The sequence below is a fragment of the Streptococcus mitis genome, assembly GCF_003944325.1.
Taxonomy (GTDB): domain Bacteria; phylum Bacillota; class Bacilli; order Lactobacillales; family Streptococcaceae; genus Streptococcus; species Streptococcus mitis_CW.
Genome location: NZ_RJPX01000023.1, coordinates 1 through 22,310, shown reverse-complemented (window position 1 = coordinate 22,310; position 22,310 = coordinate 1). Strand labels below are relative to the sequence as shown.

17 protein-coding genes and 1 pseudogene are annotated in these 22,310 nt (G+C 40.7%); 6 read left to right on the top strand and 12 right to left on the bottom strand.

Annotated features, from left to right (window positions below; genetic code table 11):
• Window positions 1–162: 162 nt before the first annotated feature.
• A complete protein-coding gene (locus D8787_RS07460; protein WP_042901648.1) occupies window positions 163–708 on the bottom strand; it encodes an ECF-type riboflavin transporter substrate-binding protein in 546 nt (181 codons plus the stop codon).
• A gap of 15 nt (window positions 709–723) precedes the next feature.
• Window positions 724–1,445 (bottom strand): annotated as a pseudogene (locus D8787_RS07455) (SAM hydrolase/SAM-dependent halogenase family protein).
• 251 nt (window positions 1,446–1,696) lie between these two features.
• Between D8787_RS07455 and trkA the strand changes: the two are divergent.
• Both trkA and D8787_RS07445 read left to right on the top strand, forming a co-directional pair.
• On the top strand, window positions 1,697–3,046 hold the full coding sequence (trkA, locus tag D8787_RS07450; RefSeq protein WP_125422363.1) for a Trk system potassium transporter TrkA: 1,350 nt from the start codon (window positions 1,697–1,699) through the stop codon (window positions 3,044–3,046).
• Window positions 3,047–3,049: 3 nt separating this feature from the next.
• Window positions 3,050–4,489 carry a TrkH family potassium uptake protein gene (locus D8787_RS07445; protein ID WP_125422360.1) on the top strand — a complete coding sequence of 480 codons (1,440 nt, stop codon included), beginning with the start codon at window positions 3,050–3,052 and terminating at the stop codon, window positions 4,487–4,489.
• A gap of 294 nt (window positions 4,490–4,783) precedes the next feature.
• On the opposite strand, the gene pflB is transcribed toward D8787_RS07445, so the two are convergent.
• Window positions 4,784–7,108 (bottom strand): formate C-acetyltransferase, encoded by a 2,325-nt coding sequence (pflB, locus tag D8787_RS07435; RefSeq protein ID WP_125422357.1) that lies wholly within the window; start codon window positions 7,106–7,108, stop codon window positions 4,784–4,786.
• A gap of 237 nt (window positions 7,109–7,345) precedes the next feature.
• Between pflB and dinB the strand changes: the two genes are divergently transcribed.
• Window positions 7,346–8,407 (top strand): DNA polymerase IV, encoded by a 1,062-nt coding sequence (gene dinB / locus D8787_RS07430; protein ID WP_125422354.1) that lies wholly within the window; start codon window positions 7,346–7,348, stop codon window positions 8,405–8,407.
• Between the two features lie 146 nt (window positions 8,408–8,553).
• Here dinB and D8787_RS07420 read toward each other — a convergent pair whose 3' ends face one another.
• Window positions 8,554–9,399 carry an undecaprenyl-diphosphate phosphatase gene (locus tag D8787_RS07420; RefSeq protein WP_042901654.1) on the bottom strand — a complete coding sequence of 282 codons (846 nt, stop codon included), beginning with the start codon at window positions 9,397–9,399 and terminating at the stop codon, window positions 8,554–8,556.
• A 61-nt stretch (window positions 9,400–9,460) separates the two neighbouring features.
• Window positions 9,461–11,350 (bottom strand): DUF2207 domain-containing protein, encoded by a 1,890-nt coding sequence (locus tag D8787_RS07415; RefSeq protein WP_125422347.1) that lies wholly within the window; start codon window positions 11,348–11,350, stop codon window positions 9,461–9,463.
• Window positions 11,351–11,488: 138 nt separating this feature from the next.
• On the opposite strand from D8787_RS07415, the gene D8787_RS07410 reads away from it, so the two are divergent.
• Window positions 11,489–13,054: an ABC transporter substrate-binding protein/permease gene (locus tag D8787_RS07410; protein ID WP_125422344.1), complete on the top strand. Its 1,566-nt coding sequence runs from the start codon at window positions 11,489–11,491 to the stop codon at window positions 13,052–13,054.
• The gene (locus tag D8787_RS07405; protein WP_004262060.1) at window positions 13,054–13,794 is read left to right on the top strand and encodes an amino acid ABC transporter ATP-binding protein; all 741 of its coding nucleotides are present in this window, start codon (window positions 13,054–13,056) and stop codon (window positions 13,792–13,794) included. Before D8787_RS07410 ends, D8787_RS07405 begins: the two co-directional genes overlap by 1 nt.
• A gap of 241 nt (window positions 13,795–14,035) precedes the next feature.
• Here the strand turns inward: D8787_RS07405 and D8787_RS07400 are convergent, their stop codons facing one another.
• The 7 genes from D8787_RS07400 to D8787_RS07370 form a co-directional block, all read right to left on the bottom strand.
• Entirely contained in the window at window positions 14,036–14,251 is a 216-nt protein-coding gene (locus tag D8787_RS07400) for a hypothetical protein (protein ID WP_001130036.1), read from the bottom strand.
• Window positions 14,252–15,094: 843 nt separating this feature from the next.
• On the bottom strand, window positions 15,095–16,345 hold the full coding sequence (gene ilvA / locus D8787_RS07395; RefSeq protein ID WP_102210614.1) for a threonine ammonia-lyase IlvA: 1,251 nt from the start codon (window positions 16,343–16,345) through the stop codon (window positions 15,095–15,097).
• A 114-nt stretch (window positions 16,346–16,459) separates the two neighbouring features.
• A complete protein-coding gene (gene ilvC / locus D8787_RS07390; protein WP_000290683.1) occupies window positions 16,460–17,482 on the bottom strand; it encodes a ketol-acid reductoisomerase in 1,023 nt (340 codons plus the stop codon).
• A 65-nt stretch (window positions 17,483–17,547) separates the two neighbouring features.
• A complete protein-coding gene (gene ilvN, locus D8787_RS07385) occupies window positions 17,548–18,024 on the bottom strand; it encodes an acetolactate synthase small subunit (protein ID WP_001253803.1) in 477 nt (158 codons plus the stop codon).
• On the bottom strand, window positions 18,017–19,717 hold the full coding sequence (locus D8787_RS07380) for an acetolactate synthase large subunit (protein WP_000411735.1): 1,701 nt from the start codon (window positions 19,715–19,717) through the stop codon (window positions 18,017–18,019). The genes ilvN and D8787_RS07380 overlap by 8 nt, the downstream gene beginning before the upstream one ends.
• A gap of 200 nt (window positions 19,718–19,917) precedes the next feature.
• Window positions 19,918–21,585: a DAK2 domain-containing protein gene (locus tag D8787_RS07375; RefSeq protein ID WP_000036655.1), complete on the bottom strand. Its 1,668-nt coding sequence runs from the start codon at window positions 21,583–21,585 to the stop codon at window positions 19,918–19,920.
• Between the two features lie 2 nt (window positions 21,586–21,587).
• A complete protein-coding gene (locus tag D8787_RS07370) occupies window positions 21,588–21,953 on the bottom strand; it encodes an Asp23/Gls24 family envelope stress response protein (protein WP_000216437.1) in 366 nt (121 codons plus the stop codon).
• 205 nt (window positions 21,954–22,158) lie between these two features.
• Here D8787_RS07370 and D8787_RS07365 point away from each other — a divergent pair.
• On the top strand, window positions 22,159–22,310 hold a 152-nt coding region (locus D8787_RS07365), incomplete at its 3' end, for a helix-turn-helix domain-containing protein (protein ID WP_398575228.1).

Genomic DNA, 22,310 nt, shown 5'->3' with positions numbered 1-22,310 from the left:
GATTTTCGCAGAGTATTAGACTTCTATTTTATCATAAATTAACCCCTTCTTGCAGACTCTTCTCCTAAAAACTTAGCACCAACAAGATTCCTAGCCTAGACTGGTTACCTGACTAGTCTATAAACATCGAAAAAGACTGGTTGCCCAGCCTTTTCCCTTATGTTAATCCTTTTTCAAGCTTCCTGAACGAGTCTGTGTACGCGAATAAGCTATCAAAAGAAGAGTTCCTGCGATAGCAATAGTCACAGCGTTTGCAATACCTGCAACAATCCCTTGAGCAAATACTTTTTCAGCTGCTTCTTGATAAATAACGACATCTCCAAGTGGTGCCAAGACACCCCAAACAAGAGCATTTGCAACAATCTGAATGAGGTTAAAGAAGACAATATCCTTCAACTCAAAAACACCCTGTGTTACTCGAATGTATTTTCTAAAGAGTCCGACGGCTAGACCAAAGAGACCACTAGCAATAATCCAAGTCCACCAAAGACCGTAGCCAGCAAGAGAGTCCTTCACTGCATGCCCAATTAAACCAACAAGTAATCCCACTAGAGGGCCAAAAATGATAGACAAGAGGCTCTGTACCGCATACTGAAGCTGGATGCTTGTATTTGGAACAGGTGTCGGAATGCTGATCATCCCGATGACAACAAAGAGCGCAGCTCCAACACCGATAGCAACAACTTGTTTAATTGATTGATTTTTCATCTATATTCTCCTATTTTATGATTCTATTTTCTTTATTTCAATGGTCCAAGATGAACCGACACCCACATTATAGGCCTTGGCAAAGGAACCTTGGTTGATAGCCAGACCTAAACGATAGAGAGAGTTGATGTAAAGGATGGGTTGCCCAATTCTCACATCTGCAAATGATTTGCCATAAACAACCCGATTTTGATAGACCAGCATATCAGCATGATAGAGGTCCAAAACGAACCAAAACGCACATCCAGAATATCAATAGCTCCCTTCACTAGATAATCTTCTATGATGGTCTCTACGACTGGAAGCTCTACAATCTGATCCACACTGAGCTCAGGCCCCACTTCCTCAAAAGTAATGTGACCACTGGCCAATTTAGCACCAGTATAGGCATAGACATCACGACCGTGGAAGGTATAAGAATGCTCTGTATTTTGACGTCTATTGGCCACTTCAGAAATCTCACGAATAGCTACAATGCCAACGTGTTTCTTGATAAAAGAAAGCGTACCATTATCTGGAGTGACAATGTATTGATTTTTTGCAGTCTTGGCAACCACACTCTTACGTTTCGAGCCGACACCTGAATCGACCACCGATACAAATGTCGCTCCCTCAGGCCAGTAATTCACCGTCTGAAAGAGACGATAGCTCCCCTCAAAAATACTATAAGGCGTAATATCGTGCGTCAAGTGATGAATTTTTATGGTTGGAGACTCTTCTAAAGCCACTCCAATCATAGCCGATACCGCACCATCAAGCAGACCAAAGTCTGATTATAATACCAGTAAATTATTATTCATTTTATCTCCTTGTATATCCTTTATCATACCATATTTCAGAGAAAGATGCTAATAACTATTTCAATTGATTAGGGTATAGTTTTACCTTATAGCAAATTTCCTACTAAAAACTCTGGTGATTAGCTAGTAGGTGCATTTTTTCTTGAAAAAAGGTATGATAGTTACATCATGAAAAAGTAGGTTTTGTTATGAAAATTATCCTTGTCGGAGGGGGAAAAGTTGGTTTTGCTCTCTGTCGCTCCCTGGTTGCAGAAAAGCATGATGTTTTGCTGATTGAGCAAGACGAAGCTGTTCTCAATCATATTGTTAATCGCTTTGATATCATGGGTATCCTTGGTAACGGGGCCGATTTCACCATCCTTGAGCAAGCCAGTGTTCAGGATTGTGATATCTTTATCGCCTTGACTGAATACGATGAAGTGAACATGATTGCAGCCGTTCTAGCCAAAAAAATGGGGGCTAAAGAAACCATCGTTCGGGTGCGAAATCCTGAATACTCTAACTCTTATTTCAAAGAAAAGAATATTCTCGGCTTTTCTCTTATCGTAAATCCTGAGCTCTTGGCTGCCCGCGCTATCGCCAATATCATTGACTTCCCCAACGCCCTATCTGTCGAACGCTTTGCTGGTGGACGCGTTAGTCTCATGGAATTTATTGTCAAATCCACTAGCGGTCTTTGCCAAATGCCCATTTCTGATTTTCGGAAAAAATTCGGCAATGTCATTGTTTGTGCGATAGAAAGAGATCATCAAATTATCATCCCAAGTGGTGACATGACCATACAGGATAAAGATAGAATCTTTGTCACTGGTAACCGTGTTGATATGATGCTCTTCCATAATTATTTCAAATCTCGTGCTGTGAAGAGCCTTCTCATCGTTGGAGCAGGTAGAATTGCCTATTATCTACTAGGTATCCTCAAAGACAGTCGTATTGATACCAAAGTCATCGAGATTAATCCTGAAAGAGCACGTTTCTTTAGTGAGAAATTCCCTAATCTCTATATTGTCCAAGGAGATGGTACCGCAAAAGATATCTTACTAGAAGAAAGTGCTCAAAACTATGATGCAGTAGCAACCCTAACAGGAGTTGACGAAGAGAATATTATTACTTCTATGTTCCTGGATAGTGTTGGGGTGCAAAAAAATATTAGCAAGGTTAACAGAACTAGTCTCCTTGAAATTATTCATGCGCCTGATTTCTCAAGCATTATCACTCCGAAAATCATCGCTGTAGATACAATCATGCACTTTATTCGTGGCCGTGTTAATGCCCAGTACTCAGACCTTCAAGCCATGCACCATCTAGCCAATGGCCAAATCGAAACCCTGCAATTCCATATCAAGGAAGCCAATAAAATGACTGCCAAACCTCTTTCTCAACTGAAATTGAAAAAAGGGGTTCTTATTGCAGCTATCATTCGAAAAGGCAAGACTATTTTCCCTACTGGAGAGGAGATGCTGGAAGTTGGAGATAAGCTCTTAGTAACTACCCTATTGCCAAACATCACCAAGATTTATGACTTAATCGCGAGGTAAGAGATGAATAAAAGTATGATTCGTTACCTCCTTTCAAAGTTGCTTTTGATTGAAGCTATTCTTCTTTTGGTTCCTGTGGCTGTTGCTATCTATTACCGTGAATCAAGCCAAGTCTTTACAGCCCTCTTTACAACGATTGGCATTCTCGTATTACTAGGCGGTTCAGGAATTTTACAAAAGCCAAAAAATCAACGGATTTATGCCAAGGAGGGAATCTTGATTGTTGCCCTCTGTTGGATCCTCTGGTCTTTCTTTGGCGGTCTCCCCTTTGTCTTTGCAGGGCAAATTCCCAGCATTATTGATGCCTTTTTTGAGATTAGTTCTGGCTTTACAACTACTGGAGCAACTATTCTAAACGACGTTTCGGTCCTCAGCCGTTCCCTCCTATTTTGGAGAAGTTTTACCCACTTGATTGGAGGGATGGGAGTACTTGTTTTTGCACTTGCTATTATGGATAATGCCAAGAATAGCCACCTAGAGGTAATGAAGGCTGAGGTTCCAGGTCCTGTTTTCGGTAAGGTTGTATCCAAACTAAAAAATACTGCCCAGATTCTCTATCTCCTTTATCTAGCTCTCTTCTCCCTCTTTGTCATCATCTATTATCTAGCTGGCATGCCCCTATTTGATAGTTTTGTCATTGCTATGGGGACAGCGGGAACTGGGGGCTTTACCGTCTATAACGACGGGATTGCCCACTATGGTAGCTCACTGATTACCTATCTGGTTAGTATCGGAGTTCTGGTTTTTGGGGTAAACTTCAATCTCTACTACTACCTCATGCTCCGTCGCATTAAGGCCTTCTTTGGAGACGAAGAACTTCGGGCTTACTTGGTCATCGTACTGGTTTCTACAGGCTTGATTAGCCTCAATACTCTCTATCTCTACCCAGGACTTTCTAAGAGCTTTGAAATGGCCTTCTTCCAGGTTTCCAACATCATTACGACGACTGGTTTTGGTTACGGAGATATTACCAACTGGCCCCTCTTCTCCCAGTTTATCCTTCTCTTCCTCATGGGAATTGGTGGTTCTGCTGGATCAACCGCAGGTGGACTCAAGGTTATTCGAGGCCTCATCCTTTCAAAAATTGCTAAAAATCAGATTTTATCAATCCTATCACCCCACCGTGTTTTGACCCTCCATGTTAATAAAACCGTGATTGACAAAGATACCCAGCATAAAATTCTCAAGTACTTTGTCATCTATGCTATGATTTTGCTAGCGCTTATCTTTATTGTCAGCCTAGATAGCAATGATTTTCTAGTTGTGACTAGCGCTGTCTTTAGCTGTTTCAATAATATAGGACCTATTCTAGGAACCACTTCTAGTTTCTCAATCTTTAGTCCCATCTCAAAAATTCTCCTCTCCTTTGCAATGATTGCAGGTCGATTAGAGATTTACCCAATCCTACTTCTCTTTATGAAGAGAACTTGGTCTAAGAGATAAAATACAACCACACCTTGTTCCATACAAAGTGTGGTGTTTTTATTTCAGACTACTTCCTCAACTCAACCAACTCTTTTTAAACCAAGTGAGACACTTCAGAGAATGACTTATACTCTTCGAAAATCTCTTCAAACCGCGTCAGCTCTATCTGCAACCTCAAAACAGTGTTTTGAGCAACCTGCGGCTAGCTTCCTAGTTTGCTCTTTGATTTTTATTGAGTATTAAAGAATTTAAGAGCCCCAAAAACCCTCAGTCGACTGACCGAGGGTTCCTTTTCATTATTCAAGAACTTGATTAGCTCAATGCATCCAAGGCATCATCCATTGAAAGAACTTCGTGGAAGACACGTTGTGTCAATTCAGTTTTTTGTTCTGGAGTGAGGTATTTAGTGTTTACACAGTATCCAGAGATACGTACGATAACGTCTTCACCTGACATGATCTTTTCGTAAACATCGTTCAAGTCCATAACGTTCAAGTTAACGTGTTGTCCACCGTTTTCGAAGTAACCATCAAGGATTGTTACCAAGTTATCAACTTGTTCGTCACGAGTCTTACCAAGAGCACGAGGTGAAACTTGTGTAGTCAATGAGATACCGTCAGCCGCATAACTAAAGTCAAGGCTAGAAAGTGAGTTCAAGTTTTGCAACCAGCCACCTTTAGCTTTGTTAGATGGGTTAGCACCTGGTGAGAAGAATTCAAGTTTAGACAAGTTCACAGAACCATCTTCGTTGAGGTATACACCTTTGTGGACTGGTGAGTTACCAGTTTGTTTAGAGTAAGCAACGTTAGATGTGATTGTCAAAAGTGATACAGTAGCTTCTGCGTCTTTGTAAAGTTTGTGGCTACGTAGACGAGTTGTGTAAGCTTCGATCAACCATTCTGCCAATTCGTTTGAACGTGGGTCATCTTCACCCCAACGTGGGTATTCACCGATTGTTTCATAATCGTAGATGTAGCCATTTTCATCACGGATTGGTTTAACTGTAGCGTATTTGATAGCTGACAATGTATCAACAGTGTTCGCAAATCCACAGATACCGAATCCCATGTTAGCGCGTTGTTTAGTTGGTAAGAAGGCCATTTGAACAGCTTCGTAGTTGTACTTATCAGTCATGTAGTGGATGATGTTCAAAGCATCTACGTAAGTGTCAGTCAACCAGTCAAGAGATTTTTCAAAGTTAGCTTTAACTGATTCGAATTCAAGAACTTCATCACGGATTGGTTCGATGTCAAATACTTTGTAGTCTTTGTGAACATCGTCGTAACCACCGTTCAAACCAGTAAGAAGGGCTTTCAAAACGTTTACACGCGCACCGAAGTACTGGATGTTGTGGCGTTGTTCTTCATTTTCTGGGTCAAGTGGAGACACACAGCATGAGATACAGCTCATTTCACCATATCCGTCTTTGGCCATTGTTGTTACACCTTCGTATTGGATAGAAGAGTGTTTGTGGCTCATGTGCATACAGTAGCGACGGAAGTTGTATGGCAATTTGTCAGTCCAAAGAACTGTCAAGTTTGGTTCTGGAGAGTTACCGATATTGTCAAGAGTATTCAAGAAACGGTAGTCCATCTTAGTAACACGGTGACGACCGTCGTTACCCATACCAGCCATAGAAGTTGTGATGAATGTTGGGTCACCTGAGTACAATTGGTCATAAGCTTTTGTACGAGCAAATTTAACTGTACGAAGTTTCATAACGAAATCATCAACGAATTCTTGGATTTCTGATTCAGTAAATGTACCACGAGCAAGGTCACGTTCTGCAAAGATATCCAATACGATTGGCACACGTCCAAGAGATGTAGCAGCACCGTTGATCACACGGCAGACAGCCATGAAGGCAATGTTAACCCATTGGATAGCTTCTTTAGTGTTCATCGCTGGTTTGCGAACGTCAACACCGTAAAGGTCACCCAAGCGAACAACTTGTTGCAATGCTTGGTATTGAAGGTTGATTTCTTCACGAAGACGGATTGTTTCTTCATCGATTTCTTCAATTGCATTCCAGTCGTTTACTTTTTCTTGCATCAAGTAGTCTGCACCGTAAAGAGCAAGACGTGCGTAAACACCGATGATACGTCCGCGTGAGTATGCATCTGGAAGACCAGTTACAGTGTGAGCGTGACGAGCACGACGGATATTTGAAGTGTAAGCGCGGAAGATACCGTCGTTAACTGTTGTTACGTATTTAGTGAAGATTTCATGAACAGCTGGGTCTGGTTCGTATCCATTTTCTTTCAAAGTAGTTTCAGCCATACGGATACCACCTCTTGGCATGAAGTTCAATTTGAAGAGTTCATCATTTTGGATACCATAGATAACTTCGTTTTCTTTATCGATAAATCCTGCTGGGATGTCAGCGATAGATGTTGGACGAGTGTCCATTGGGAAACGAGTTTCTTCGTAGTGAGCCTTAGTTTCTTCTACAATTTTTTTGATGTGAAGTGAACGTTCTGTTGGTCCTGCAAGGAAGCTTTCGTCTCCATCGTAAGGTGTGTAGTTTGCTTGTACGAAGCGTGATACACTTGCTTTTTCTTTCCAATCTACGCCTTTGAAGCCTTCCCAAGCTTTATCAAAAATATCTTGTGCTTCAACAACTGTTTTAACAACCATGTTAATGTCCTCTGTTTTCTTTCTAGTAACAGTCATCTGTTACATTTATGAAAACAGTATACCATACAGTAACCGATTTCAACAAGCGAAAGTTCCTTATTTTTACACTTTCTTTTCTAAAACAGACTAATTTCTATACCAAACTGTATTATATTTTTGAAAAAATTAAAGCCTTTTTTCTTTTTTTCAGAAAAAAGGGTATAATAAAAGAACATAATTGGTAAAAAGGGGCTAGGTATGTTGATTTTTCCTTTGTTAAATGATTTGTCAAGAAAAATCATTCATATTGACATGGATGCCTTTTTTGCTGCGGTAGAAATCAGAGATAATCCTAAACTCAAAGGAAAACCTGTTATTATCGGGAGCGACCCTCGGCAAACAGGTGGGCGTGGAGTTGTTTCTACTTGTAGTTATGAGGCGCGAGCTTTTGGTGTTCATTCTGCCATGAGTTCCAAGGAAGCTTATGAACGATGTCCCCAGGCCGTCTTTATCTCAGGAAATTATGAAAAATACAAGACTGTGGGACTCCAGATTCGAGCTATCTTTAAACGTTATACAGATTTGATTGAACCCATGAGCATTGATGAAGCCTATTTGGATGTAACAGAAAATAAACTCGGTATTAAGTCAGCGGTCAAAATTGCTCGCCTCATTCAAGAGGATATCTGGCAAGAACTCCATCTAACTGCTTCTGCTGGCGTTTCTTATAATAAATTCTTAGCTAAAATGGCCAGCGATTATCAAAAACCACATGGTCTGACAGTGATTTTACCTGAACAAGCTGAGGATTTTCTCAAACAAATGGATATTTCCAAGTTTCATGGAGTAGGAAAAAAGACGGTGGAAAGACTTCATCAAATGGGTGTTTTTACTGGCGCTGATTTGCTTGAAGTGCCTGAAGTAACCCTAATAGACCGATTTGGCAGACTGGGCTATGACCTGTATCGAAAGGCTCGTGGTATCCACAATTCCCCCGTCAAATCCAACCGCATCCGTAAATCAATCGGGAAGGAGAAAACCTATGGGAAGATTCTCCGTGCCGAGGAAGACATCAAAAAAGAGCTAACTCTCCTATCAGAAAGAGTCGCTCTCAATCTCAATCAACAAGAAAAAGCTGGAAAAATTGTCATTCTGAAAATTCGCTACGAGGACTTTTCAACTCTGACTAAACGAAAAAGTCTGGCTCAAAAAACACAGGATGCTAGTCAGATAAGCCAAATAGCCCTGCAACTCTATGAAGAGTTAGACGAGAAAGAAAGAGGTGTCCGCCTGTTGGGGATTACCATGACTGGATTTTAATACTCAATGAAAATCAAAGAGCAAACTAGGAAGCTAGCCGCAGGTTGCTCAAAACACCGTTTTGAGGTTGCAGATAGAACTGACGCGGTTTGAAGAGATTTTCGAAGAGTATAAAACCTTGAAGAGCTGACCCTTCAAGGTTTTTCTTATACAAATAAACGAACAAAGCTGTAAAGTAGCAAGACACTACCAAGCACGATACGGTATTTACCGAAAAGAGTGAAGTCGTGTTTTTTCACATAACTTGTCAAGAAACGAATTGCAACCATGCTGACTGCAAAGGCGACTCCCATCGCAACCAAGAGCAAGAACAATTGCCCAAAGCTCAAGAGCTGTCCTGCTTTTATAAATTTGAAAATCTTTAAGGCACTGGCTCCAAACATAACAGGAATCCCAAGATAGAAGGTAAATTCTGTCACAACAGAACGACTGGTTCCATTTAACAAACCACCGACAATCGTTGCACCTGAACGACTCGTTCCTGGTAAAAGGGCAAGAACTTGGAAAAGACCGATATAGAAAGCTGTCGTATAAGGAAGCTTGTCCAACTCTGTTACACTTGGTTCGATAGCACGAGCTTTATTGCGCTTTTCCAAATAGATAAAGGCAATCCCATAGATAATCAACATGAGAGCAACAGAAACCATATTATGGAAGTGGGTATCAAACCAATCATCAAACTTAAATACGGCAAGCAAAGGCAAAGTAGCAATCAAGACCTTCAACCATAGTCTCCAAGTCTTACGAACTTCCTGCTTGTCCTTAGTCGGTTTGAAAGGATTGAGCTTGTTAAAGTAAATAACCATGACCGCCAAAATCGCTCCAAGCTGAATTACAACATTAAACATGGACATAAAGGCTTCGTTTTGATTTTGGTATTGGATAAATTCCTCTGCTAGAATCAAGTGACCTGTACTAGAAATCGGCAACCATTCCGTAATTCCTTCAACAATCCCGAAGAAGATAGATTTTAAAATTTCAATAAGATACATAGATTACTCCTTTTTCTATCTTCCATTATAGCATACTTTTTTCAGTCTGTGGCAGTTCTCTCTAAAAGGCGCCGATACTGCCACCGCCTCCGCCACCGGAGAAGCCACCGCCAGAACTTCCATTTCCAGAAGATACGGAGTAGGTACTTGCTGTATTTGCGACGCTGGCATAATGGCTCATTTGCGCGCTTGAATGATAAAACATACTGTGCCAGCCATAAGCTACATAGAGGTTGATATCTGGATTTTCCACTTGGATATGATGAACCTTCATCAAATGACTAACCTTATCCGCATAGCCAAATAAGGTCGCATAGACCAAGAGGCGATTCCAGACCACAATACTTTCCAACTCTGCCTGATCCAATTGTGCAATCTCACGTAACATATTTTCAAAACTGGTCCAGAGATAGTAGACTTCTGCCCCTGCTTCATTTAGGACGCCATCACGATTATCTAGTCGCAGCTTCCAATAATAGAAAACAGCCAAAACCAAACCTAGAAAACCAAGTATTGGCAAGAGGAGGTAAAGATAGCCATAAACATCCAAACTGTACAAGAACAAACCAAATCCGATAAACAGGGGCAAGATAGTCAAGACCCCCATACCCACTTGCAAGGCCTTTTCTCCACCAGTCAAGGGACGATAATAATCTGGGAGCCCCCAGAAGGAAACTCGATTTCTTACCCCTTCTTGCATCTCTTTCAATACTTCTTCGAAAGAGGATTTGAGCTGACGTCCCCTTGCTTGAATCCGTTTTTCATCAGAGACTTTTGCCCCACGATAAAGACTCTCAGATACCCTGTAATCCGCAAACAAATTGGAAAGAGTTTCTTCTTTTTTGCCTGAAAAGGCCAGATTTAAGCAGTCTTTCTCAAAACTTGACAAACCATCTTCTTTCACCAGCCTCAAGCCAACTGCGTCTCCTTCTGAAATAATAGAGACATTCCCACGGTCTATCACATCTAGCAAGGTAGCTTGAATAAGTTGGTCAAAGGTGAATTTTCCTGCTCCTTTGGTTAGAGGACTCACTTCCTCCAAGGAGGTCGAGTAGACAGCCTCTGATAAAACCATAGGCTCTAATTCCATTGGTGGTTCATAGAGACGATGATTTTTAGCATATTTGACTGAAATAGTGGTCTTTCTTCTATAAATAAAATAGAAGCAGACACTCAATAACAAGGAGATAGAAAGTATCAAAGGAAACACCCAAGTGACGAGCTGCATACTCTGAGCTTTTTCTCTAACAATCGAGTCTTCTATCTTATTAAACTCTTCTAAACGATTCCCTTTCAAGCCCTGATCCCTAGCGCTAGCAAAATCAGTTCGAGGCCAGTAGGCATGCAATTCAACTCCACGCTTAGGCGGAAGATTGTCTAAACGAATAGTATAATCAAGGTTACTATTTTCAATCGTACCCTCTCTAAAGAGTTTCCCTGTATGGAAAAAGAGTTTTTCAGCCCCCTTATCTCCCCTTACATTAAATTCAAACTTTCCAATAGCCCCTGAACTATCTGTCAGAGGTTGCCAATTTAATTCAGCGATATCATCATAAAGGAAAAGCAAGTTCTTTAAATTCCAGACAAGGTCAACTTCAACTGTGTCACCTTCCTGACCTGGATTGTAAACTTTGACAGTATAACCATCTGTTCCTTCTGTCACTTCGCTAGCAACATCTGTCAGTTCAGCACCATTTTTCGATGCCTGAACCTTTGGGTGAGGGTCAATGTCAAACCCACTAGGCATCTTGCCAGCACGTCCAAGTCCCACGATTTGGCCTTTAAAGTCCTCTTCAAACTGATAAACTATCTTTTGTCTAAATTCTGCCGTGTTGTCTGCATGAATATACAAATCCCCTTGGTAGGAGTTTATCTTGAAATCAATGGCAAAAACAGAGAGTGGCAGAAGGCAAAACAAACCTAAGACCAGTAAGAAAAAAGTTTTTTTCATCAATTAAGCCCCCTTTTTATCTTTGCTATCATTATATCATTTTTTCTCAAGTAAGGGCTTACCCATATTGAAAAATAGAGTTTTTTTCGATAAAATAGGAGACAGTTATTTTTTAATAGATTAGAAATAGGAGAAATCATGAGAAAAATATACTTATCTATTTTCACAAGTCTCTTGCTTATGCTAGGATTTGTCAATGTTGCTCAAGCCGATGAATATTTACGCATCGGGATGGAAGCAGCATATGCCCCCTTTAACTGGACCCAGGATGATGATAGCAATGGAGCTGTCAAAATCGATGGAACCAACCAGTATGCCAATGGATACGATGTCCAGATTGCCAAGAAAATTGCTAAGGACTTAGGCAAAGAGCCTTTGGTTGTTAAAACCAAGTGGGAAGGTCTAGTCCCTGCCCTTACTTCTGGTAAGATTGATATGATTATCGCAGGTATGAGTCCTACTGCCGAACGCAAACAAGAAATCGCCTTTTCAAGCAGTTACTACACTAGCGAACCTGTCTTACTCATCAAAAAAGATTCTGCCTACGCAAATGCCAAATCTTTGGATGACTTTAATGGTGCGAAAATCACTTCCCAACAAGGTGTTTACCTTTATAACTTGATTAGTCAAATCCCAGGCGCTAAAAAAGAAACTGCCATGGGAGACTTCGCTCAAATGCGCCAAGCACTTGAGGCTGGTGTCATTGATGCCTATGTTTCTGAACTCCCTGAAGCACTGACTGCCGAAGCTGCTAACTCTAAGTTTAAGATGGTTCAAGTAGAGCCAGGTTTCAAAACTGGAGAAGAAGATACAGCTATTGCCATTGGACTTCGTAAAGATGACAATCGTATTAGCCAAATCAATGCCAGCATTGAAACTATTTCTAAAGATGACCAAGTTGCCCTGATGGATCGTATGATCAAGGAGCAACCTGCCGAAGCCACTACAACTGAAGAGACTAGCAGTAGTTTCTTTAGCCAAGTCGCTAAAATTCTTTCTGAAAACTGGCAACAACTCTTGCGTGGTGCTGGTATCACTCTTTTAATCTCTATCGTCGGAACCATCATAGGTCTCATTATCGGTCTTGCCATTGGTGTTTTCCGTACTGCCCCTCTCTCTGAGAATAAAGCCATCTATGGCCTACAAAAGCTAGTCAGCTGGATTCTCAATATCTATATCGAAATTTTCCGTGGTACACCAATGATCGTTCAATCGATGGTTATCTACTATGGAACTGCTCAAGCTTTTGGGATCAACCTTGACCGCACACTGGCTGCTATCTTCATCGTTTCAATCAACACTGGTGCCTACATGACTGAAATCGTCCGTGGTGGTATCCTAGCAGTTGACAAGGGACAATTTGAAGCTGCGACTGCTCTTGGTATGACTCATAACCAAACCATGCGTAAGATTGTCCTACCTCAGGTAGTCCGCAACATCCTACCTGCAACTGGTAACGAATTTGTCATCAATATCAAAGATACATCTGTATTGAACGTTATCTCTGTTGTCGAACTTTATTTCTCAGGAAATACCGTGGCAACTCAAACTTATCAATACTTCCAGACATTTACAATCATCGCCGTGATTTACTTTGTCCTCACCTTCACCGTAACACGTATCCTCCGCTTCATCGAACGTCGAATGGACATGGATACCTATACTACAGGTGCTAACCAAATGCAAACGGAGGATTTGAAATAATGACACAAGCAATCCTTGAAATTAAACACCTCAAAAAATCCTATGGCCAAAACGAAGTGCTAAAAGACATTTCTCTCACTGTCCACAAGGGAGAAGTCATCTCTATCATTGGAAGCTCTGGAAGCGGGAAATCAACCTTCCTACGCTCCATTAACCTACTTGAAACGCCAACTGATGGTCAAATTCTTTATCATGGGCAAAACGTCCTCGAAAAAGGTTATGACCTCACACAATACCGTGAAAAGTTGGGGATGGTGTTCCAATCCTTTAACCTCTTTGAAAATCTCAACGTTCTTGAAAATACAATTGTCGCTCAGACAACTGTCCTTAAACGCGAGCGTACAGAAGCTGAAAAAATTGCCAAAGAAAACCTTGAAAAGGTCGGCATGGGAGAACGCTACTGGCAAGCCAAACCAAAACAACTCTCAGGCGGTCAAAAACAACGTGTGGCTATCGCTCGTGCCCTTTCAATGAATCCTGACGCCATTCTCTTTGATGAACCAACATCAGCTCTCGATCCAGAAATGGTTGGAGAGGTCCTCAAAATCATGCAAGATCTGGCTCAGGAAGGCTTGACTATGATTGTCGTAACCCACGAAATGGAATTCGCCCGTGATGTCTCTCACCGTGTTATCTTCATGGATAAGGGTGTAATCGCTGAAGAAGGCAAACCAGAAGACCTCTTCACCAATCCGAAAGAAGAGCGAACAAAAGAATTCCTTCAACGTTATCTCAAATAAAAAGAAAAGGCTGCATCAATCGTGCAGTCTTTTTGCTGTCCTCATACTCTTCGAAAATCTCTTCAAACCACGTCAGCTTCGCCTTGCCGTATATATGTGACTGACTTCGTCAGTCTTATCTACAACCTCAAAACAGTGTTTTGAGCAACCTGCGGCTAGCTTCCTAGTTTGCTCTTTGATTTTCATTGAGTATCAAAATGAAAAGGCAGACCCAATTCAAGAATCCGCCATTATCCAAAGATTAATCTTCAAATTTTTCATGATTTTTTTCATAGAAATCAATTAAACCTAGAGCTGTTTCAAATGAAATATTTTTTACTTTTGCACGACCCTGCGCTAGAGCAATGATAGACATTTCACGCGCATTCGTTTCTTTAGAGATACGGTAGCCTGTGATTTTCTTATCACGAACCCAGCCAACAACTGATTCTACTTTTTCAAAGTTTGACTTAGCCATGTCCTTCTCCTATTTTCTTCTTTACGATATATTATTCTATACGTTTTTATGTCTTTTGTCAATAAAAAAACATATATTCAATAAAATAAAAGTTCTATTTTTTTCTTACTTCTTTTTTAAAGCCGATAATATATAGGTTTTTACTTACTATAAACCATTAGCAACTACCTAAAAAATAATTGTATTATTAAACTTCAAATATGTAAGAATATTCATATAAACTACATACCAGCTACTCAATAGGATAGACAGGAGTCTTATTTAAGTAATTCTATACATTCCTTTAAAATGGTTAAAGCTACCAAAGATAATATTCTCCTCTGATTACCTCTTAACTATCTCTTTCCTTTCTCCTTATCCGAGATTCCTTCCTGTCATGCTTTAAAGCTTATTTTCTTTTTCAACTGGTACAATGGAATTATTTCATCAGATTTTACATATTCTTTTCAAACATCACTTCATAATCAGCATCTAGAATATGACTTCCTAATGTCACAAACTTTTCTACTACTCTCATTTTACAAGTATCAGATCAATTTTATCAATTAAATTACCAAATCTGTCTCATAAATACTGATTATTTTCTCTATTTGCTATTATATTTAGACAATTTTTAAATTAGTTATATATAAAATATCGCATTCTAAATAGTAGCCTTATATATAGCAAGTAATTCTTTTTTATTATTATAAACTGAAACAAAAATAATAGGTACTATAATAAGTTGTAGTAGAAATAGTAGGATAGTTTTCCTAAGTTCATAGGAATCGCCCCCTTTCTTTACCCTCATTATAGCACCTATACATCAGTTGTGCAAATAATATGATATTTTTTTATTAGTCCTCAGACAAGCATATTATAGAGCGTTTCATTACCATTTAAGTTAATATAAGCTGGATCAAAACCTTCCATTCGACGAATCAATCCTGCATAATCATGCTTATCTGCTAAGGCAATCCCAATTAATACTGGACCTGTTCCCTTACTAGCTCGTTTGATATACTCAAAACGTGTGATATCATCGTTTGGTCCCAAAATATCATTTACAAATTCACGCAAAGCTCCTGGACGCTGTGGGAAATTGACCACAAAGTAATGCTTAATCCCATCATAAATCAAGGCACGCTCTTCCATTTCTGGCATACGGTTGATATCATTATTTCCTCCAGAAATGATACAACAAATGGTTTTCCCCTTGATATATTCAGCTAAAACTTCTAAAGAGGCAATACTCGCCGCTCCAGCAGGTTCTGCGACAATCCCTTGCTTAGAGTAGAGGTCAATCAAGGTTTCAGAAATCAATCCCTCATCGACACCTACCAAAGTTTGAACATGTTGACGAGTTGCCTCATAGGTCAACTGTCCTACCTTTTGCACAGCAATCCCATCCGCAAATTTGTCAATTTCCTTGAGCTTAACAGGTCCACCAGCTTCAAAGGCAGCCTTCATGGAACGCGCTCCATTCGCCTCTACTCCGATAACCTCGATCTCTGGACTTGTTTCCTTGATATAGGTAGAAACCCCAGCAATGAGACCGCCACCACCAACAGGAACCAAGACAGCATCAAAATCAATCGATTCTTTTCGAGCTTCTTCTAAAATCTCATAAGCAACAGTCCCTTGACCTGCTTGGACATGAGCATCATCAAAGGGATCAATAAAGGTACGATTTTCAGAAACTGTAAATTCTTGAGCTGCCTTAGCAGAAGCATCAAAGGTATCTCCAACTAGTTTAATGGTTACGAACTCCCCACCAAAAAAGCGAACTTGACCAATTTTTTGTTGTGGAGTGGTAATGGGCATAAAAATAGTAGCAGGGATTTTCATCTCATTACAAGTATAGGCAACTCCCTGCGCATGATTTCCCGCAGAAGCACAGACTACCCCACGTTCACGCTCTTCCTTGCTGAGCTGAGAAATAGCATAATAGGCACCACGAATTTTAAAAGAGCGAACACGTTGAGCATTTTCCTTTTTCAAATAAATCTTAGCATCATACTTCTCCGATAAGTAATGGTCATAATCCAGTGGGGTATTCACGACCACACCGTTCAAGACTTTATGAGCCTTGATGATATCTTTTGAACTTAACATCTTTTTCTCCTAGACTATTCATACTATCACAATCCATCCTCTAAAAAGAGAGATGAATTGATTATAAAAGCGAGTTAGGTCCCCCCAACTCGCCTTCAATTTGATTTCTATCAATTAGTTATAGATTTTGAATGCATCATCGTCGTTTTTACCAACGAATGGCATTGCTTTACGCAATTCTGCACCAACTTTTTCAATTTCAAGGTTAGCTGCTTGTTCACGGTAAGCAGTCAATTTCGGACGTCCAGCTTTATAGTCATTGACAAAGTCATTTGCAAATTTACCATTTTGGATATCTGCCAAGACAGCTTTCATATTTTCTTTAACTTGTTCAGTGATTACACGTGGACCTGATACATAGTCACCGTATTCAGCAGTGTTTGAAATTGATTGACGCATTTTCTTGAATCCACCTTCGTAGATCAAATCAACGATCAATTTCATTTCGTGAAGAACTTCAAAGTATGCCAATTCTGGAGCGTAACCTGCTTCTGTCAAGACTTCGAAACCTGCTTCGATAAGGGCAGTCAAACCACCACAAAGTACAGCTTGTTCACCAAACAAATCTTCTTCAGTTTCTTCTTTGTATGTTGTTTCAAGAAGACCTACACGAGCAGCTCCAACACCTTTACACCAGTCCATAGCAATGTTTTTCGCATTTCCTGTTGCATCTTGGTATACTGCGTAAAGAGCTGGAACACCAAATCCTTCTTCGTAAGTACGACGTACCAAGTGTCCTGGTCCTTTAGGAGCACACATGAAGACATCTACATCTGCAGGTACTTTGATAAATTCAAAGTGGATGTTGAAACCATGAGCAAATCCAACTGCATTCCCAGCTTCCAAGTTTGGAGCGATTTCTGCTTCGTAAAGTTCTTGTTGGATTTCGTCTGGGGCCAAAATCATGATAACGTCAGCCAATTTAGTAGCTTCTGCTACTGTGTAAGTGTCAAATCCGTCTTCTTTTGCTTTGTCAAAAGATTTACCTGGACGTACACCGATGATGACATCGCGACCTGAATCACGCAAGTTTTGAGCATGCGCATGTCCTTGTGAACCATAACCGATAACGGCGATTTTTTTACCATCAAGTGCTGCTACTTTAACATCTTTTTCGTATTCCATTTGAACTGCCATAGTTTTTTTCTCTTTTCTATTATTGATTGCCTTTTAGGCTGGTTTAACAAATTTAAGTTGGATTTTTAGTCGCGGGTAAATCCAGTTGCACCCGTTCGAGCAATATTGCGAATACCGTATGGTCGAATGACTCGCAATAGAGCTTCACTCTTTTCAGCATTTCCTGTCATTTGAATGGTAATCGAGCTTGGCGCTACGTCTACCACTGTTGCACGGAAAGGTTGAATAATGGCTAAAATCTCAGCTCGCTTCTCAGCTGGCGCTGACATCTTAACCAAAATCACCTCGCGTTCCAAATGAGGCTTGTCTGTAATATCTCGAATGCGAATCACATCAATCTGACGATTGAGTTGCTTGATGATTTGCTCCACTTCATCATGTGAAGCTACATCAATAATAATGGTGATGCGCGATACATTCGGATCTTCTGTTGCTCCAACAGAGATACTTTCAATATTGACCTGACGACGAGATAGAACGCCTGTAAAACGATTGAGGACTCCTGAACGATTTTGTAGTTTTGCTGTTAACATTCTACGCATGGAACTTCACCCCCAACATCTCATGATTACTCTTACCAGCTGGTACCATTGGCAACACCTGTTCCTTACGAGAAATGTCTACCTCAATTAGCATAGGAACATCCTCAGTGATGACTTCAAGGTCTTGAGCCAAGGTCTCAGGATTATCAAACTTATAGTTTTTAATGCCATAAGCCTGTGCCATCAATTGGAAATCAGGGAGGGTGTCAAAGACTGACTCTGATGTCCTACCTTCATAGAAGGATTCCTGCCACTGGCGAACCATTCCAAGTGAGTGGTTGTTCAGCATAACCACCTTGATTGGCACCTTGTAAATGTTTAAAATAGCCAATTCCTGGTTGGTCATTTGGAAACCACCATCCCCAACGAACAAGACTACTTCCTTATCTGGGTTGGCAATTTTAGCACCGATTGCTGCTGGAATTCCGAATCCCATGGTTCCCAAACCGCCTGAAGTCACTAACTGACGTTCATTTTGGTAAGGATAATACTGGGCTGTCCACATTTGGTGTTGACCAACGTCTGTAACCACAATGGCATCTCCGTTGGTCAATTCACCAATTCGTTCAATAACGGCTTGCGGTTGAACCACACGCTCTTTCTTGTCATAAGAACGAACACGGTTCTTGTCTTTAGTAACTTTCTCAATCCATTTCTCAGTATTGTTATGAACGGTTGGTTCTGCCAGCAACATTTGCAAGGCTTTCTTAGCATCTCCAACTACAGGAATATCTGCACTGATAATCTTACCAATCTCAGCTGGGTCAATATCAATATGAGCAACCTTAGCATTCTTAGCGAAGGTCTTAGGATTCCCCGTCAAGCGGTCATCAAAACGGCAACCAATACTAATCATAAAGTCTGCTTCCGTCATGGCAATATTTGCTGCAAATGACCCGTGCATCCCCCCCATTCCAAGGAAGAGTGGATGACTCGTTGCAATCGTTCCTTGCCCCAAAAGGCTGGTTACCACTGGAATTTGATAGCGTTCTGCAAATTCATTTAATTCTGCCGCAGCCTCAGCATAACTAATCCCACCACCAGCAAGCAAGACTGGCTTTTTAGCCTTGGATAATTGCTTCAAGATTTTCTTGATTTGCATATCATTTGGCTCAAGAGTCGGCTGATAACTTGGTAGGTTCACTTCTGGTGAATAAATGAAATCTGTTTCCAAAGCAGATACGTCTTTAGGTAGGTCAATGACGACTGGCCCTGGTCGACCTGTAGTTGCGATATGGACAGCTTCCGTAATGATACGCGGAATATCAGCTGTCTCGCGAACTTGATAATTGTACTTAGTGATTGGCATGGTAATTCCCACGATGTCTGCCTCCTGAAAGGCATCCTTCCCAATCCCTGCTCGCGCCACCTGACCTGTAAAGACCAAAAGGGGAACGCTATCGCTCATAGCATCTGCAATCCCTGTAATGGCATTTGTTGCTCCTGGTCCACTAGTGACGACGGCAACACCCAACTTTCCAGTTGATTTGGCATAACCTTCAGCTTCATGCAAACAACCTTGTTCATGGCGTCCTAGAATGTGGCGAATGCCTTTAAAATTATATATCGCATCATAAAAAGGCAAGACCGCACCACCAGGATAACCAAAGATGGTATCAATTCCTAAATCACGAAGTGTTTCCAAAACTAGGTCCGACCCCGTCTTAGGAGATTCTAAACTGATTTTCTCCATTGTTCCCCTTTCTCTTCACTTAAAAATAACTTGTTACTATCATACCATTTTTTCAAGATTTTTCAAGAGAAAAGAAGAAATTTTCTGAATTTTCTATTTTAACGTTTATTTATGAATATTATTTTTGTTTTTATTTAAAAGATATCGATTTCATTTGTTAAAAAATAAAAAGGAACTGATTTCTCAGTCCTTCATTAATCTTATTCCACACTAAATAGGTATGGGTAAACTGGTTGTTGTCCTTGGTGAATCTCGACTTCAACGTCTTCGAATTCTTCTGCGATTTCTTGAGCAATTTCATTAGCAAGTTCTTCACTTCCGTCTTCACCGACATAGAAGGTTACGATTTCACTATCTTCATCCAACATATGTTTCAAGGTTTCTGTCAAGGTTTGGTGCATATCAGGGTTTGACACGAGAATTTTCCCATCAACCATGCCAAGATTATCGTTTTCATGGATTTCTAAGCCATCAATCGTTGTATCACGCACAGCTGTTGTGACGCTTCCGCTAACGACATCGCTAAGAGCAGCAGTCATACGCTCTTGGTTTTCTTCGATGGACTTGCTTGGATCAAAAGCAAGAAGACTTGTCAAACCTTGAGGAAGAGTACGAGCCTCCACCACTACTGCTGGTTGCTCCAAAACTTCTGCCGCAGATTGAGCTGCCATGAAGATATTTTTGTTGTTTGGCAGGAAGATAATGTTACGAGCGTTGACCTGTTCAACAGCCTTGATAAAGTCTTCTGTTGAAGGGTTCATAGTTTGACCGCCTTCGATAACATAATCCACACCTTGAGAACGGAAGATATCTGCTAGACCTTTACCAGCCACTACAGCAATCAAAGCATACTCTTTTTCTTCAGCCGGTTTGCTAACTTGAGCAGCTTCTTTCTCAACCTGTGCTTCGTGTTGGTTACGCATATTGTCAACTTTTACCTTGACCAAACTACCATATTTGAGACCTTCTTGCATAACAAGTCCTGGATCTTCCGTATGGACATGGACTTTGACAATTTCATCATCGTTGACAACGAGGAGAGAATCTCCAAGTTCATTCAAATAGTTACGAAATTCGTCGTAGTCAAAATCTTTAGCATAGGTTGGACCTTGCTTAAGAGCTACCATGATTTCAGTACAGTAACCAAATGTGATGTCCTCAGTCGCTACATGACCAGCTACAGACTTGTGGTGCTCCGCATTAATCATCTCACTCATGTTAGCAGGAGTCGCCACAAAGTCCTCAGATGCAATATATTCACCAGTAAGGGCTGAAAGGAAACCTTCGTAGATAAAGACCAGTCCTTGACCACCTGAGTCCACAACACCAACTTCCTTCAATACTGGAAGCATGTCCGGTGTTTTAGCTAGAGCTGTTTTAGCACCTTCCAAGGCTGCGCGCATGACTTCAACAGCATCATCTGTTTGCTCAGCCTTTTTCTTAGCACCGATAGCAGCCCCACGAGAAACTGTCAAAATCGTTCCTTCAACTGGCTTCATCACTGCCTTATAGGCAACTTCCACACCTGATTGGAAGGCGAGAGCCAAGTCTTGACCTGTTAATTCGTCTTTATCCTTGATAGCTTGTGAAAATCCACGGAAAAGCTGAGACGTAATAACGCCTGAGTTTCCACGCGCACCCATCAAAAGACCTTTGGCAAGAATGCTCGCCACCTCTCCAACTGTAGAGGCTGGTTTATCTGCAACTTCTTTAGCACCATTTTCAATGGTCATTCCCATATTTGTTCCAGTATCTCCATCTGGAACTGGGAAGACATTTAATGAATTGACATATTCAGCTTGCTTATTCAAGCGAGTTGATGCAGCCTGCACCATTTCTTGAAATAAGCTAGTAGTAATTTTTGACACGGTTATTCTCCTACAACTTTGATATTTTGAATGTAGACATTTACAGTCTGAGCAGTAATTCCAAGCTGGTTTTCCAAGCTAAAACGAACACGCTCTTGAATGTTTTTTGACACTTCGCTAATCTTTGTTCCGTAGCTCAACACGGTATATACATCAACTGCAATACTGCCATCTTCGGCCGCTTTTACGACGACACCTTTGGAATAATTTTCCTTACCTAGAAGGGCTTGGAAATTATCTTTGAGGGCATTTTTACTAGCCATACCGACCACACCAAAAATCTCAGTTGCTGCTCCACCTACGACGGTTGCAATTACTTCATCTGTTAGTTCGATTTGACCATCTTTTGTATTAATTTTTACAGTCATCCTTTTTACCTCAACTAGTTGATACTCTATTTTATCATATTTCAGCCCAAGTGTAAAAGCAGAATACTGTATCAGCGGATATTTATACTAAATCGTAACTTCTCAAAGCAACTTCCACTTGACTTGCCGAAGTGGAAATTAGTCTAAAACGGATTTTTATGGTGGAATTAAGTATGAGACGTTTGAGTTAGAAATGAGGCTCACTATGACAAAACATAAACACCTTACCCTTTCAGACCGTAATGATATCCAACTGGGCTTAGAGCGCGGTGAAACCTTCAAAGCTATTGGACAGTCCATTCTAAAAGACCCAACTTCTAAAAGACCCAACTACTGTCTCCAAAGAAGTCAAACGAA

What these genes read in the sequence shown, in the direction of transcription:
- D8787_RS07460 (WP_042901648.1), bottom strand. Translation starts at nt 708, where the DNA reads ATGAAAAATCAATCAATTAAACAAGTTGTTGCTATCGGTGTTGGAGCT.
- trkA (WP_125422363.1), top strand. Translation starts at nt 1,697, where the DNA reads ATGAAAATTATCCTTGTCGGAGGGGGAAAAGTTGGTTTTGCTCTCTGT.
- D8787_RS07445 (WP_125422360.1), top strand. Translation starts at nt 3,050, where the DNA reads ATGAATAAAAGTATGATTCGTTACCTCCTTTCAAAGTTGCTTTTGATT.
- pflB (WP_125422357.1), bottom strand. Translation starts at nt 7,108, where the DNA reads ATGGTTGTTAAAACAGTTGTTGAAGCACAAGATATTTTTGATAAAGCT.
- dinB (WP_125422354.1), top strand. Translation starts at nt 7,346, where the DNA reads ATGTTGATTTTTCCTTTGTTAAATGATTTGTCAAGAAAAATCATTCAT.
- D8787_RS07420 (WP_042901654.1), bottom strand. Translation starts at nt 9,399, where the DNA reads ATGTATCTTATTGAAATTTTAAAATCTATCTTCTTCGGGATTGTTGAA.
- D8787_RS07415 (WP_125422347.1), bottom strand. Translation starts at nt 11,350, where the DNA reads ATGAAAAAAACTTTTTTCTTACTGGTCTTAGGTTTGTTTTGCCTTCTG.
- D8787_RS07410 (WP_125422344.1), top strand. Translation starts at nt 11,489, where the DNA reads ATGAGAAAAATATACTTATCTATTTTCACAAGTCTCTTGCTTATGCTA.
- D8787_RS07405 (WP_004262060.1), top strand. Translation starts at nt 13,054, where the DNA reads ATGACACAAGCAATCCTTGAAATTAAACACCTCAAAAAATCCTATGGC.
- D8787_RS07400 (WP_001130036.1), bottom strand. Translation starts at nt 14,251, where the DNA reads ATGGCTAAGTCAAACTTTGAAAAAGTAGAATCAGTTGTTGGCTGGGTT.
- ilvA (WP_102210614.1), bottom strand. Translation starts at nt 16,345, where the DNA reads ATGTTAAGTTCAAAAGATATCATCAAGGCTCATAAAGTCTTGAACGGT.
- ilvC (WP_000290683.1), bottom strand. Translation starts at nt 17,482, where the DNA reads ATGGCAGTTCAAATGGAATACGAAAAAGATGTTAAAGTAGCAGCACTT.
- ilvN (WP_001253803.1), bottom strand. Translation starts at nt 18,024, where the DNA reads ATGCGTAGAATGTTAACAGCAAAACTACAAAATCGTTCAGGAGTCCTC.
- D8787_RS07380 (WP_000411735.1), bottom strand. Translation starts at nt 19,717, where the DNA reads ATGGAGAAAATCAGTTTAGAATCTCCTAAGACGGGGTCGGACCTAGTT.
- D8787_RS07370 (WP_000216437.1), bottom strand. Translation starts at nt 21,953, where the DNA reads ATGACTGTAAAAATTAATACAAAAGATGGTCAAATCGAACTAACAGAT.